Annotated in this window: 14 protein-coding genes; 7 read left to right on the top strand and 7 right to left on the bottom strand. The window is 64.4% G+C overall.

The annotated features are described in order from the left end of the window. Positions 1 to 16 precede the first annotated feature (16 nt). Positions 17 to 1,015, top strand: coding sequence for a hypothetical protein (locus FJ430_RS12990; RefSeq protein ID WP_140703774.1), 999 nt, complete (start codon positions 17 to 19; stop codon positions 1,013 to 1,015). An 11-nt stretch (positions 1,016 to 1,026) separates the two neighbouring features. Here FJ430_RS12990 and FJ430_RS12985 read toward each other — a convergent pair whose 3' ends face one another. Continuing rightward, positions 1,027 to 1,476: a GatB/YqeY domain-containing protein gene (locus FJ430_RS12985; RefSeq protein WP_095817380.1), complete on the bottom strand. Its 450-nt coding sequence runs from the start codon at positions 1,474 to 1,476 to the stop codon at positions 1,027 to 1,029. Positions 1,477 to 1,736: 260 nt separating this feature from the next. Here FJ430_RS12985 and carA point away from each other — a divergent pair, with 260 nt between their 5' ends. Then, a complete protein-coding gene (carA, locus tag FJ430_RS12980; RefSeq protein WP_140703776.1) occupies positions 1,737 to 2,942 on the top strand; it encodes a glutamine-hydrolyzing carbamoyl-phosphate synthase small subunit in 1,206 nt (401 codons plus the stop codon). Here the strand turns inward: carA and FJ430_RS12975 are convergent. From FJ430_RS12975 to mntR, 4 genes are all read right to left on the bottom strand, one after another. After that, the gene (locus FJ430_RS12975; protein WP_140703778.1) at positions 2,939 to 4,216 is read right to left on the bottom strand and encodes a TCR/Tet family MFS transporter; all 1,278 of its coding nucleotides are present in this window, start codon (positions 4,214 to 4,216) and stop codon (positions 2,939 to 2,941) included. The two genes, carA and FJ430_RS12975, sit on opposite strands and share 4 nt — an antisense overlap. A 164-nt stretch (positions 4,217 to 4,380) precedes the next feature. Continuing rightward, entirely contained in the window at positions 4,381 to 5,310 is a 930-nt protein-coding gene (locus FJ430_RS12970) for a neutral zinc metallopeptidase (RefSeq protein WP_140703780.1), read from the bottom strand. Positions 5,311 to 5,486: 176 nt separating this feature from the next. After that, positions 5,487 to 5,675: a hypothetical protein gene (locus FJ430_RS12965; protein WP_140703782.1), complete on the bottom strand. Its 189-nt coding sequence runs from the start codon at positions 5,673 to 5,675 to the stop codon at positions 5,487 to 5,489. A 95-nt stretch (positions 5,676 to 5,770) separates the two neighbouring features. Further along, complete coding sequence (gene mntR / locus FJ430_RS12960; RefSeq protein WP_140640707.1) at positions 5,771 to 6,229, bottom strand: manganese-binding transcriptional regulator MntR; 459 nt, start codon at positions 6,227 to 6,229, stop codon at positions 5,771 to 5,773. Positions 6,230 to 6,455: 226 nt separating this feature from the next. Here mntR and FJ430_RS12955 point away from each other — a divergent pair, with 226 nt between their 5' ends. From FJ430_RS12955 to FJ430_RS12940, 4 genes are all read left to right on the top strand, one after another. Further along, complete coding sequence (locus FJ430_RS12955; protein ID WP_140653767.1) at positions 6,456 to 7,814, top strand: Nramp family divalent metal transporter; 1,359 nt, start codon at positions 6,456 to 6,458, stop codon at positions 7,812 to 7,814. A gap of 36 nt (positions 7,815 to 7,850) precedes the next feature. Then, complete coding sequence (locus FJ430_RS12950; RefSeq protein ID WP_140703785.1) at positions 7,851 to 8,693, top strand: protein-L-isoaspartate O-methyltransferase family protein; 843 nt, start codon at positions 7,851 to 7,853, stop codon at positions 8,691 to 8,693. A 153-nt stretch (positions 8,694 to 8,846) separates the two neighbouring features. Beyond that, entirely contained in the window at positions 8,847 to 9,497 is a 651-nt protein-coding gene (locus tag FJ430_RS12945; protein WP_140703787.1) for a dihydrofolate reductase family protein, read from the top strand. Positions 9,498 to 9,588: 91 nt separating this feature from the next. Next, positions 9,589 to 10,239 (top strand): glutathione S-transferase family protein, encoded by a 651-nt coding sequence (locus FJ430_RS12940; RefSeq protein ID WP_140703789.1) that lies wholly within the window; start codon positions 9,589 to 9,591, stop codon positions 10,237 to 10,239. A 117-nt stretch (positions 10,240 to 10,356) separates the two neighbouring features. Here the strand turns inward: FJ430_RS12940 and FJ430_RS12935 are convergent, their stop codons facing one another. Then, the gene (locus FJ430_RS12935; protein WP_140704301.1) at positions 10,357 to 11,223 is read right to left on the bottom strand and encodes a LysR family transcriptional regulator; all 867 of its coding nucleotides are present in this window, start codon (positions 11,221 to 11,223) and stop codon (positions 10,357 to 10,359) included. 100 nt (positions 11,224 to 11,323) lie between these two features. Here FJ430_RS12935 and FJ430_RS12930 point away from each other — a divergent pair, with 100 nt between their 5' ends. Then, positions 11,324 to 11,923 (top strand): LysE family translocator, encoded by a 600-nt coding sequence (locus FJ430_RS12930; protein WP_140703791.1) that lies wholly within the window; start codon positions 11,324 to 11,326, stop codon positions 11,921 to 11,923. A 171-nt stretch (positions 11,924 to 12,094) separates the two neighbouring features. Here FJ430_RS12930 and FJ430_RS12925 read toward each other — a convergent pair whose 3' ends face one another. Beyond that, positions 12,095 to 12,889, bottom strand: a complete 795-nt coding sequence (locus FJ430_RS12925; RefSeq protein WP_140703793.1) for an SDR family NAD(P)-dependent oxidoreductase — start codon at positions 12,887 to 12,889, stop codon at positions 12,095 to 12,097. Between the last annotated feature and the right edge of the window lie 14 nt (positions 12,890 to 12,903).

Raw genomic sequence — 12,903 nt, 5'->3', positions numbered from 1 at the left:
CAGGAGGGGCAAAACGGTGCGGTTGAAATCTGTTCCGCTGGGCGCGGCCATCTTTGGTCTTGTCGCGACCCTCGCCGCATTGACGGCGTCGGTCAGCTCGTTCGCGGCGTTGCGGCCGTCGACCGTTCCCGATTGGCTGCAGCGCCATGTCGGCGACGGCGAGGGCCAGATTTCGCAGGTCGTTCTGGAGCGGGCGCGCGCGCTCTACCAGAAGAAGGTCAGCGATGGTTCGGTCGGCAACCCCTGCTACTTCGCCATGGATGCCACGCGTCCCGGCGACCTCGGCAACAGCGTGCTGGGCCAGCGCTATTACATCATATGCGAAAGCAAGCAGCTCTTCCGCGCGGTTTCCTCGGGCCATGGCGGCGGCCGCAACCTGAAAGGCGTTGCCGATTTCTCCAACGGCAGGCGTTGCGCGAAGAACTTCGGCAACGCGATGGACTCGGCGCTGACGGCCGGCGGCGCCTATATGACCGCCGAGACCAAGACGTCCTTCAAGGGGTATTACCGTGTCGGCGCGCAGAACGCGGTGTTCATGCGCAGCTTCATCCAGTTCGACGGCGAAGGCGAAGCGGCGAACGCCAGGCAGCGCGTGATCGGCGGCCATCCGGCTGCCTTGCTCAGGGGTATGTGCATGCGCAAAGAGCCGAACAGCTCATACGCCGACCATGACGGCCTTGTTCCGTTCGGCAAGCTGGTGAACTATGCCGGCGGCCGCAGCAATGGCTGCACCAGTTGGTCGCCCGCTGACGCCGAGCAGATCATCCCGCTGGTGAAGAACAAACCGACGACGCTCTACATCTATCCGGAATCGCGCGACATCGCCGCTGTCGCCCGGGCCAAGGCCGCAGGCCAATCGCTGTCAGGCGCGGGCCTCTATTGGAACGCCTCCTGCCTGAACGAGATCGGCTCGCCGAAATTCTGGCCCAGGAAGACGCTGGAGCCGATCATCGCGCAATACAAGAAGGATCATCCGGCACCGCCGCCGCAGCCGATACCGATGTGCAAGGATTAGCGAAGCCGCACCTACTGCAGCAGCCCCTTGATGATGGCGCTGGCCTTGGCGAAGTCCATCTGGCCGGCATACTTCTGCTTCAGCGCGCCGATCACCTTGCCCATGTCCTTCTGGCTGGCCGCACCCGTCGCCGCGATCGCTTCGCGCGCCGCGGCCTGGATCGCCGCGTCGTCGAGCTGCGTCGGCAGGAACGCGCGGATGATTTCCATCTCGCCGCGCTCCTGCGCCGCCAGTTCCGGCCGCTTGCCGTCCTCGAAGGCCTTGGCCGATTCCTCGCGCTGCTTCACCATCTTGGCGAGGATCTGCAGGATCTCTTCCTCGCTCGCCGGCGGCTTGCCGGCGCCGCGATTGGCGATGTCGCGATCGTGGATGGCGGCCTGGATCAGCCGCAGCGTCGGCAGGCGGTGCTTGTCCTGCGCCTTCATCGCGCTCTTCATGGATTCGGCGATTTTCTCGCGCATCGTGCTTCTCCTTCGAATGCGGCGGACAATAGCTTTGCCGAACGGCCAACGCAAATCGCGGCAAGATGCTGATATTGCTGGACGAAAGCAAATCGGCCGTGGTCCGGGGACGCCGCATTGACCGCTCCGGCCCGTTCGCCTATGTACTCGGTCCTGCATGAGACAATGAGTTGACGCGTGGGAGCCGGGAAATCCAGCTTCGCGCCTTGCCGCGCAAATGGTCCTGCCGACCGATTGCCGCGCCTGACAGGAGTGCCGCAATGGCCACCACCACCGCCCCCTGGGCAACTGAAAAGCCGACCGCCCTTCTGGTCCTCGCCGACGGCACGGTGATCGAAGGCCGCGGCCTTGGCGCCACGGGATCGGCCGTTGCGGAAGTGTGCTTCAACACCGCGCTGACCGGCTACGAGGAAATCCTCACCGATCCGTCTTACGCCGGCCAGATCGTCACCTTCACCTTCCCGCATATCGGCAATGTCGGCACCAATGACGAGGACATCGAGGATTTGCATCCAGCCGCCCGCGCGGGCGCTGTCGGCGCGATCTTCAAGGCCAACGTCACCGACCCGTCCAACTATCGCGCCGCCGGCCATCTCGACAAGTGGCTGAAGCGGCGCGGCATCGTCGCGCTGTCCGGCATCGACACCCGCGCGCTGACCGTGCTGATCCGCGAGAAAGGCATGCCCAATGCCGTCATCGCGCATGCGCCCGATGGCGTCTTCGACATCGAGGACCTGAAGCGGCAGGCCGCGGCCTGGTCGGGCCTGATCGGCCTCGATCTCGCCAAGGAGGTCACGTCGGGCCAGTCTTCGGTCTGGCGCGAGACGCCCTGGGTCTGGAACGAAGGCTATGGCGAGCGGGGCGAGCCTTCCATGCACGTCGTGGCCGTCGACTACGGCGTCAAGCGCAACATCCTGCGCCTGCTTGCAGGTCTCGGCGCCAAGGTCACCGTCGTGCCGGCCAAGACCGGCGCCGAGGAGATCCTGGCCATGCGGCCGGACGGCATCTTCCTGTCGAACGGCCCCGGCGACCCGGAGGCGACCGGCGAATATGCCGTGCCGGTGATCCAGAACCTCTTGAAGACCGACATCCCGGTGTTCGGCATCTGCCTCGGCCATCAGATGCTGGCGCTGGCGCTCGGCGGCAGGACCGAGAAGATGCACCAGGGCCACCACGGCGCCAACCATCCGGTCAAGGACCACACCACCGGCAAGGTCGAGATCGTCTCGATGAACCACGGTTTCGCCGTCGACGCCGACTCGCTGCCCGAAGGCGTCGAGGAAACCCATGTCTCGCTCTTCGACGGCTCGAACTGCGGCATCGCGCTGACCGGCCGTCCTGTGTTCTCGGTTCAGCACCATCCCGAGGCCTCGCCCGGCCCGCAGGATTCGCATTACCTCTTCCGCCGCTTCGTCAACCTCATCCGCGAGCGGCGCGGCGAGGAAGCGCTGGCCGAACGCGCCTAGATCAAACCGCCGTCCGTCACCGCCGCCTCCTGCGTGTGCATGCGCTCGACTTCCTTCGGCGTCGGCTTGGCCACTTTCGTCACGAAGACGATGACCGCCAGCGTCAGGAAGATCGCGCCGAGCACATAGGGCGCGCCGCCGAACACGACCGGCGCCGTCGGGCTCGTGAACCAGGAAAAGATAGCCGTGTAGAGCAGCGGCGTGATGATCGAGGTGATCGAGAAGATCGAGGTCATCGCGCCCTGCAATTCGCCCTGCGCCGAGGGCGGCACCTTGGCGGCGGCGAGGCTTCTGAGCGGCGGATCGGCCAGCGCCTCCAGGCACCCGGCCACGATCACCGCATAGATCATCCAGCCTTGCGTCGAAAATGCATAGCCGAAGGCGCTGAGCGCGGTGAAGGTCAGCCCGATAGCCGCCGTCCTCCATTCGCCGAGCTTGGGAATGATCCGCGGCAGCACCGTCGCCATGATGATTGCGCCGCACAGGCCGAAGGCGCCGAGCGAAAAGCCGATCTGCTGCTGGCTCCAGCCATAGCGATAAGTGGAGACGAACGACCAGACCGCCGGATACATCATGTGGCCGAGCGTCATCAGGAAGAACACCAGCCCGATCCAGCCGATGCCTGGATAATTGCGCATCTGCATGAGCGTGCCGACTGGATTGGCACGCTTCCACTCGAAACGGCGACGATGCTTTTCATCCAGCGTCTCCGGCAGCAGGAACATCGCGATCAGGAAATTCACGAAGGCCAGTGCTGCGGCGAAATAGAACGGCACGCGCGGCCCGAACGTACCGAGCAGCCCGCCCAGCACCGGACCGATGACGAAGCCGACGCCGAAGGCGATGCCGAGCAGGCCGAAATTCTTCGCCCGGTTCTCGTCGTTCGAGATATCGGCGATGAAGGCCGATGTCGTCGAATAGCTGGCGCCGGAAATGCCCGCGAGCACGCGGCCGATGAACAGCATCGGATAGGACCAGGCGATGGCGCAGATCAGGTTGTCGATGGAAAACGTCAGCACCGAGGCAAGCAGGATCGGCCGTCGTCCGAAGCGGTCGCTCAAGCCGCCGATGATCGGCGCGAAGACGAACTGCATCGCCGCATAGACGAAGAACAGCCAGCCGCCCTCGATCGCGGCCTCACTCACGCTGACGCCGCTCAGTTCCTCCAGATAGGCCGGCAGCACCGGCATGATGATGCCGAAACCGATGATGTCGAGCAGCAGCGTCGTGAAAACGAGCGCAAGGCCCCGCTTGGCGGTCTTCGGGTCGATCATGGTGACAAGCTCCTCAACCGCCTTGCGGCACAGGCGGGAGGGACCTTATAGGCGAGGTTAGCGGCGGGAACAATCCGCGAACGAAGGCAAACGTCTTATGCTGACATCCCTTGCCAGCCGCCTTCGATCATTGGTCGTCACCCGAAAGAACCGGCAGCGCCGCCTCAGATCGGACCGCTCATCGTGTTGCAGTCGGACAGCTTGCCGCTCTTGTAGCCGCGCGCCAGCCATGTCTGCCGCTGCTGGGAGGTGCCATGGTTGAAGCTTTCCGGCACGACATAGCCCTGCATCTTCTTCTGCAGCGTGTCGTCGCCGATCTGCTTGGCAGCATTCAGCGCGCTTTCGATGTCACCCTGCTCTAATATACCTTTTTGCGCGGTGTAATGGGCCCATACGCCGGCGAAGCAGTCGGCCTGAAGCTCGATGCGCACCGAGAGCTGGTTGGCGTCGGCCTCGCTCATGCCTTGGCGCATCTGGTTGAACTTGCTCATGATGCCGGTGAGGTTCTGCACATGGTGACCGACCTCATGGGCCACCACATAGGCACGGGCGAACTCGCCGGAAGCGCCGAACTGCTGGTCGAGCTGCTGGAAGAAGGTCATGTCGAGATAGACCTTGCGATCGCCCGGGCAGTAGAACGGACCGGCCGCCGCCGAGGCGAAACCGCAGGCTGAACGGATCTGGCCGCTGAACAGCACCAGCTTGGGATCCTCATAGGTCAGGCCCTGCGCCTTGAAAATGCCGGTCCAGGTGTCTTCGGTTTCCGCCAGCACCGTCGCGACGAACTGCTTCATCTCGTCATTGGCGGGCGCGCCGCCATTGTCCTGCGAGCCGCTGTTGTCGGTGATCTGGCCGCCGCCACCCGGGAGCAATCCGCCGTCGCCGCCACCCAGGATCTGCGACGGATCAAAACCGAAATACCATCCCGCAAGCACGACCAGGATGACCAGGAGAATGCTGCCGCCGCCACCGGTACGGCCGCCGACGGGAAGTCGGAACTGACCGCCGCCGCCCATTCCGCCGCCAAGTCCGCCGCCGCTGTCGCTACGGTCATCCTCGATGTTGTCGCTCTGACGACGGCCTCTCCAAAGCATGGCAACTCCTCGCAACGCGAATGTCCTGGAGGGACTGGCCCACGACCACCCCCTGCAGACAATTATCGCAACGGCTGGCCTAAGTCACAGAATTTTTCGCTCCCGCCAAATGTCGGACGCGCCGGAAACCTCAATCGGACAAGCAAAGCCCACCGACCATAAACCGGCTGAAAGCATCAGCTTTTCTGCTTGGCGCCGGCGCTCTTGCCGTCCGAACTTTTCGAATGTTCCTCGAAACGCGCCGCGCCCTTCTTCAGCGGATGGCCGGTCTCGGCCTCGGTCTTGCGCTCGTCCTTGGCGGCCGCCTGCCGCAATCCCCTGGCTGCCCGCTTCCCTTTAGCGGTCGGAGCCTGTTCGACGCCCATTGCTTCCTCCTTGAGCGCGGCAATCGCGCGATGTGGGAAGTAATGCGGCGGAGATGCGTCGGTTCCGCTTCAATACGGTCGGACGGACCGCAGACCTAGTCCTGGCGGTTCGTCATCGCCCGGCGGAAAGCTTCCAGCGTTTCGGCGCTGACATGGTGCTCGATGCCCTCGGCGTCGATGCGCGCCGTCTCGGCGCTGACGCCGAGAGAGCGCAGGAACGCCTCCACCGTCTGGTGGCGGATGCGGCTTTCCTCGGCGACCTTGCGTCCGGCTTCGGTCAGGAACACGCCGCGATAGGGCTTCCGCGAAACCAGCCCATCGGCGCACAGCCTGGTCAGCATCTTTGCCACCGTCGGCTGCGCGACGCCGAGCCTTGCCGCGATATCCACCTGCCGCGCTTCGTTGCCGTCCTCGATCAGGTCGGCGATCAGTTCGACATAGTCCTCGACCAGCGCGCCGCGGCGCGCTTCGCGCGTCTGCCGGAAACCCTCCGAATGGATTTCGGCATCGGGAAGCGGCTCCTCGCGTCGAACTGGTTTGTTCCTAAGCGCCAATACGCGCTCCTCCTTGAATCGGGGTCGTATCCATAACACGAACCCCTGATGGTCCGGCCGTTTATTTGCATTCCCGCGCGGGCGCAACCAGCGTTTGCGGTCGCCCGCGTCCAGACCCGCTCTGGCGCATCACGAAAGCATGATCAATGAAATATAGCCTATTGCATAATGTTGAGCCATGGCGTAGATAAAAGGTAGCTTCGATACATTCCAGCGGAAATCCCCCATGTCCGACGCCGATGCAGCAACCGTAGCCCGACCCACATGGCGATTCGATAAGCCCGACGACGAGCAGCCAAGCCTGCGCGAGGTGAACGCCTCGATCGCGGTGCCACAGACTGGAGTCTGGTTCCGCCGCCTGTTCGCGTTCATGGGACCGGGCTACATGGTCTCCGTCGGCTATATGGATCCGGGCAACTGGGCGACCGACCTCGCCGGCGGCGCCCAGTTCGGCTACACGCTGCTCTTCATCATCATGCTGTCGAACCTGATGGCGATCCTGTTGCAGGCGCTCGCCGCGCGCCTCGGCATCGCCACCGGGCGCGACCTCGCCCAGGCCTGCCGCGCCTATTATCCGCGCCCGGTCAATCTGGTGCTCTGGATCGCCTGCGAGCTGGCCATCATCGCCTGCGACCTCGCCGAGGTGATCGGCACGGCGATCGCGCTGCAGCTTCTGTTCGGCATCCCGCTGATCGGCGGCGCCATCCTCACCGCGCTCGACGCTTTCCTTGTGCTGCTGCTGATGAACAAGGGCTTCCGCTATCTCGAGGCCTTCGTCGTCGCGCTGCTGATCATCATCTTCGGCTGCTTTGCCATCCAGATCTTTGTCGCCGCGCCGCCGGCCGGCACCATCCTGCATTCGATGTTCGTGCCGTCGCCGGAGATCGTCACCAATCCGGCGATGCTCTACATCGCCATCGGCATCATCGGCGCGACGGTCATGCCGCATAATCTCTATCTGCATTCCTCGATCGTGCAGACCCGCGCCTATGAGCGCACCGATGCCGGCAAGCGCGACGCCATCAAATGGGCGACGACGGATTCGACCATCGCGCTGGTCCTGGCGCTGTTCGTCAATGCGTCGATCCTGATCGTCGCGGCGGTCGCCTTCCACGATACCGGCCATCACCACGTTGCCGAGATCGGCCAGGCCTTCGAGCTGCTCTCGCCGCTGCTCGGCCTGGGCATCGCCTCGATCCTGTTCGCCGTCGCGCTGCTTGCCTCCGGCCTCAACTCGACTGTCACCGCAACGCTCGCGGGCCAGATCGTGATGGAGGGCTTCCTGCGCCTGCGCATCCCGCAATGGGCCCGTCGCCTGGTGACGCGCGGCATTGCCATCGTCCCCGTGGTGATCGTCACGGCACTTTATGGCGAGAAGGGAACCGGCCAGCTGCTCGTCTTCAGCCAGGTGATCCTGTCGATGCAGTTGCCCTTCGCGGTGGTGCCGCTGGTGCAGTTCGTGTCGGACAAGAAGAAGATGGGCAATTTCGCCATACCGCGCGGCGTAGCGGCGCTGGCCTGGGTGGTGGCCGCCGTCATCCTCGTTCTCAACTTCAAGCTGCTCTACGACACCTTCGCCGGCTGACCGCGACATTCGCGCCGGCCGCGCTATCTTCGCGCCATGGCCAAACCGGACGAAGCCCGCAGATTCTACGCCAGGCTGATGGCCGCGCAGGCCCGGTCGTCCGATCCGCGCATCGAGGAGGTATTCGCCTCGGTGCTGCGCGAGGCTTTCCTGGGTCCGGGACCATGGACTGTTTTTGCCGGCGAGGGCCGGTTCGAGACGCCGAGCGCCGATCCAACCTATATCTACCAGAACGTGCTTGTCGTGCTCGATGCCGACAAAGGCATCAACAATGGCGAGCCGCTTCTGCATGCCATGTGGCTCGGCAAGGTCGGGCCGAAGCCAGGCGAGCACGTCACCCATATCGGCGCCGGCACCGGCTATTACACGGCATTGCTGGCGAGGCTGGTCCAGCCGGGCGGCGGCGTCACCGCCTTCGAGTTGGAGGCTGGTCTCGCCGCGCGCGCCAAAGCGAACCTTGCGGCTTACGGCAACGTCGAAATTGTCCAAGCCGATGCCGTCGCCAATCCATTGCCGCCGTCCGACGTCATCTACGTCAATGCCGGCGTCGTCGCTCCGCCCGCCGCGTGGCTGAAAGCGTTGACGCCCGGCGGCCGCATGATCTTTCCGTGGCGCCCGTCCGAAACCGTCGGCCTCGCGGTCCTCATAACACGCCTGGAAAACGGCTTTGTTTGCCGACCGTTCATGGGCTCCTGGTTCATACCTTGCGTCGGCGCCTCCATTGCCAAGCCGGCCGCGAAAATACCGACCCGCGAGCGCGCCGCGCGCACCCGGTCGATCTGGCTGAGGGAGGACAAAGCGCCGGACCGGACGGCAACCGCCGTATTCGGCGACGTCTGGTTCTCATCTCGCACGGTCCGCGCCGAGAGCACGCGATAGAAATTTTAAAACCCTTGTCGAAAACGCGCCTTGCCGTTCGTCCTAAGAGCAATTCCAGGAAAAGTGCGAACCAGTTTTCCGTCAGGAATTGCGTCAAACCACTCTAGGCAAAATCCGGCCCTGACGGCGCGGATCGTGAAACGGAGAAGACAGATGCGCAAGATCATCGCCGCCACATTCGTAAGCCTCGACGGCGTCATGCAGGCGCCGGGCGGGCCGGAAGAGGATCCGGTCGGCGGTTTCAAGTTCGGCGGCTGGACCTTCCATTACTTCGACGAAGTGGGGAGCGCGGCAATGGAGGAACTGTTCTCCAAACCCTTCGCCTTGCTGCTCGGCCGCAGAACCTATGACATCTTCGCCGCGCACTGGCCGTATCAGAACGATCCGATCGCGGATGTCTTCAACCCCGCGGTCAAATATGTGGCCACGCACCGGCCGGATTCGCTGACCTGGCAGAACACCCAGTCGCTCGGGCCCGATATCGTTGCCAGGCTTAAGGAACTCAAGCAGGAAGACGGACCGGACCTGCTCATCCAGGGATCGGGCAATCTGACCCAGACCTTGCTCGCCAACGGGCTGATCGACGAGATCCGGCTGATGACCTTCCCGCTGGTCCTGGGCAAGGGCAAGCGGCTGTTCGGCGACAGCGCGATGCCGGCGGCGTTCAAGCTCGTCAAATCGCAAGCTTCCGCCACCGGCGTCATCATAGCGATCTATGAGCGCGCCGGCGAAATCCGCACGGGCTCGTTTGCTCAGCAGGAGCCTTCCAAAGCCGAACTCGAACGGCGCAGGAACTGGAAGTAACACAAGGCTGTCGCGCGGCGGCCGGGCCCGCCGCGTATTCGCTTTATGAAGCCTCTCTTCGCCACGACGACTGAACGGTCAGGAGCCGCCGATGATCCCCACCATTACCGCCTTTGAACGCTCGCCCGATGGCGGCAGGGGGCTGGCGCGCGACATGCACGTGCGCTGGGCGCTCGAGGAAGTCGGCCAGCCTTATGACGTTCGCCTTGTTTCGTTCGATGCGATGAAGCGACCCGCACATCTTGCGATCAACCCCTTCGGCAGCATCCCGACCTATGAAGAAGGCGATCTCGCTCTGTTCGAGTCAGGCGCCATCGTCCTTCACATCGCGGTTCGTCACCCCGGCCTGATGCCCGAGGATGCGAACGCGCGGGCGCGCGCGATCGCCTGGATGTTCGCAGCCTTCAGCACCGTGGAGCAACCGATCCTCGATCGCACGACAGCCGTGATCCTGGAGCGCGAAGCGGCGTGGCACGACCAGCGCCTGCCTTTGGTCGATGACCGGATCCGCAAGCGGCTGGCCGAGCTCTCCCGCCATCTCGGCGATAGCGACTGGCTCGACGGCGCGTTCAGCGCCGGAGACCTCGTCATGGTAGGCGTGCTGCGCCGGCTGCAGCGATCGGGGTTGCTGAACGAATTCCCGAACGTTGCCGCCTATGTCGCCCGCGGCGAGGCGCGGCCGGCCTTCAAGCGTGCATTCGACGCGCAGTTGGCGGTCGCCATGGCCGCGTCGAACGGCTGACCGGGTGCCTAGAGCAATTCCAGGAAAAGTGTGAGCGGTTTTCCGTCCGGAATTGCGTAGAAACAAAGAGATAGAGCGGTTCGCCGTTTCCGTGAAACGGTGAAACGCGCTAGCCGTTCACGCTGCCTGGCGATAGCGTGAAAGGCCCTCGCGGATATGGCTGGCAAAAGCCTGCGCGGCCGGTTGGGTGGCATGTTTGGGCATATGCAGGTTGACGGAGAAATTCGGCAGCGCCGGAAGCCCGGCATCGGACAGGATGTCGAGATCGGCCGGAACCGTCGAGGCAAGCCAGGTGGTCACGGCAAGATCCGACCGCACCGTCGCGGTCGTTGCGTCGATGTTGCCGTTCTCGAACACGGTGCGCCAATCGAGCCCGTGCTCGCCAAGCGCTGCCAGCACCGCCGGCCGGAAGGCGCAGGTGTCGGCGACGATCGAAACCGGCAGCGGCCGCTTCAGGCGTGCCGTCCCGCCTCTGGCGCCGACCCAGACCAGCCGGTCGACGAGCAGGCATTCGCCGGCGGTCGGACCGACGCGCTCCTCGATGACGGCAAGGTCGATCGTGCCCGCCGCCAGGGCCGCCGCGAGTTCCGGCGAGGACGCGCAAACCAGCGAAATCTCCACCTGCGGATAGGCTTCGGCATAGGCCTTCAGCGCGGGCGCGAGCAGCGTGCCGACGAGATCGTAAGGCACGCCGATCCGCACCTGCCCGGCAACCGCCCTGCCCCTGATTTCGGCAAGGATCTCGTCGTTGAGCTGCAGCAGGCGCCTGGCCCTGTCGAGCAGCCGCTCGCCGGATCGCGTCAGCTTGAGGCCGCGGCGATCACGCTCGAACAGGCTCTGACCGAGCACCTCTTCAAGCCGCTTGACCTGCTGGCTGACGGCGCCTTGCGTCAGGTGAAGCGCATTGGCCGCCGCTGTCATGCTGGCCTTGTCGGCCGTCGTGACGAAGGTGCGGATGAGAGTCATGTCGAGATCGCGGATCATGACTTGCATTATAATCTCTAATGCAAACCATATGAAACATTGCATTTACTGATGTTACGAAGCGCCTAAGCATGCGGGCTTCCTCGACTGGGAAGCCCGCATGTCCGACACCATCATCCCGCTGGTCCTGTTCGCGCTGATATCGACCTCGACGCCAGGCATCGCCACGACATTGTCGACGGCGTCCGGCGCGCAATTCGGCTTCCGCCGTTCCGTGCCTCTGATGGCCGGCAGCGCCGCCGGTTTGGCTACCGTGGCGGCTGCGGGCGCTGCCGGGCTGGCCGGTCTGCTCGCCGCGGTGCCGTCCTTGCAGCTTGCCATGAAGATCGCCGGCTCACTCTATCTGATCTGGCTGGCCATCAAGATCGGCCGCAGCGGTCCTCCCAACCTCGACATCAGCATGGCCAGGCCAAACAGCTTCTTCGGCGGCGCCGGCATCCAGTGGATGAACCCGAAAGGTTGGGCGATGGGACTGGGCGCGGCCGCATCCTTCGCGGCGCTGGCCGATGGTCCCTTACAGCTGGCGCTCCTGCTCGGCGCCGTGTTCGGCTTGGCAGCGGCCTTTTCGCTGTCGCTGTGGTGCGTGGCGGGAACCCTGCTTGCCCGCCAGCTCAAGACCGAGCGCCAGTGGCGTATGCTCAACATCGTGCTGGGCCTGCTGCTGGCCGCCTCGATCCTGCAAATGTGGCGGCCGGTATGAACGCTCATTCCTCGCCCCACCAGAGTGGGGGAGAGGTGGCTCGGCGAAGCCGAGACGGAGAGAGGAACTGGCGCCCAAGGTTGCCAATTATCCGGTGACGGGATCGCCCTACGAAAGCCCCTCTCCGGCCACTCCGCGGCCACCTCTCCCCACTTCGTGGGGCGAGGAACTTCAGACGGCGTAGCGCGCCGCCGGCTTGCCTGAGAACAGGCTGCCGAAGAACTGGTCCCGGGCACCGAGATAGGTGGCCAGCCCGGCCGCATCGGCAAGGCCGGGCGCGGTGACGGTCTCGCCCTGGGCGAACCCGGCAAGTGCCGCATCGACCAGATCTTCGGCACTCATGATCCAGTCCGGATTGATCCTGTCGAGGCTGATGCCGGAGACGTCCCACAACTCGGTGCGGATCGGTCCGGGCACGACGGACTGCACCTTCACATTGGTGCCGGCGACTTCCTTCTGCAGCGCTTCGGTGAAGTTGGCGACATAGGCCTTGGTGCCGCTGTAGATGCCGCCGACGGCAATGCCATAGGCGACGACCGAGGCGATGTTGATGATGGCACCGCGGTTGCGCGCAAGCAGGCCCGGCAAGACCGCCCTGGTCAGCCTGGTCAGCGCCACGACATTGACCTTGATCATGCGCTCCGCCGTGTCGGCGTCGGCGTCGGCAATCGTCTCCAGGCCGGCCACGCCGGCATTGTTGATCAGCAGCGTCACGCTATCGTCCGTCGCGACCGTCTGTTCGACGCGGCGCAGATCGGCATCGACGGAGAGATCGGCGACGATCGTCTTGACCTTGCGCCCATAGGCATAGGCCAGCTTGTCCGCCACTTCCTGCAGCCGGTCGGCGCGCCGCGCCACCAGCACCAGGTCGTAGCCCTGCCCTGCCAGCCTGTCGGCATAGACCGCGCCGATGCCCGACGACCCGCCGGTGATGACAGCCGTGCCCTTGTTGTCCTTCATGCTCATAGTCCTGTTCCTTT

The sequence above is a fragment of the Mesorhizobium sp. B2-8-5 genome (genome assembly GCF_006440675.2).
In the GTDB taxonomy this organism is placed as follows: domain Bacteria; phylum Pseudomonadota; class Alphaproteobacteria; order Rhizobiales; family Rhizobiaceae; genus Mesorhizobium.
Note: the sequence above shows the minus strand (reverse complement) of the source record. Positions and strands in the feature narration are given on the sequence as shown.

Bases quoted from the DNA above. Each gene is read 5' to 3' on its own strand.
- FJ430_RS12985 (WP_095817380.1), bottom strand. From the start codon at position 1,476: ATGCGCGAGAAAATCGCCGAATCCATGAAGAGCGCGATGAAGGCGCAG.
- carA (WP_140703776.1), top strand. From the start codon at position 1,737: ATGGCCACCACCACCGCCCCCTGGGCAACTGAAAAGCCGACCGCCCTT.
- FJ430_RS12975 (WP_140703778.1), bottom strand. From the start codon at position 4,216: ATGATCGACCCGAAGACCGCCAAGCGGGGCCTTGCGCTCGTTTTCACG.
- FJ430_RS12970 (WP_140703780.1), bottom strand. From the start codon at position 5,310: ATGCTTTGGAGAGGCCGTCGTCAGAGCGACAACATCGAGGATGACCGT.
- FJ430_RS12965 (WP_140703782.1), bottom strand. From the start codon at position 5,675: ATGGGCGTCGAACAGGCTCCGACCGCTAAAGGGAAGCGGGCAGCCAGG.
- FJ430_RS12955 (WP_140653767.1), top strand. From the start codon at position 6,456: ATGTCCGACGCCGATGCAGCAACCGTAGCCCGACCCACATGGCGATTC.
- FJ430_RS12950 (WP_140703785.1), top strand. From the start codon at position 7,851: ATGGCCAAACCGGACGAAGCCCGCAGATTCTACGCCAGGCTGATGGCC.
- FJ430_RS12945 (WP_140703787.1), top strand. From the start codon at position 8,847: ATGCGCAAGATCATCGCCGCCACATTCGTAAGCCTCGACGGCGTCATG.
- FJ430_RS12940 (WP_140703789.1), top strand. From the start codon at position 9,589: ATGATCCCCACCATTACCGCCTTTGAACGCTCGCCCGATGGCGGCAGG.
- FJ430_RS12935 (WP_140704301.1), bottom strand. From the start codon at position 11,223: ATGATCCGCGATCTCGACATGACTCTCATCCGCACCTTCGTCACGACG.
- FJ430_RS12930 (WP_140703791.1), top strand. From the start codon at position 11,324: ATGTCCGACACCATCATCCCGCTGGTCCTGTTCGCGCTGATATCGACC.
- FJ430_RS12925 (WP_140703793.1), bottom strand. From the start codon at position 12,889: ATGAGCATGAAGGACAACAAGGGCACGGCTGTCATCACCGGCGGGTCG.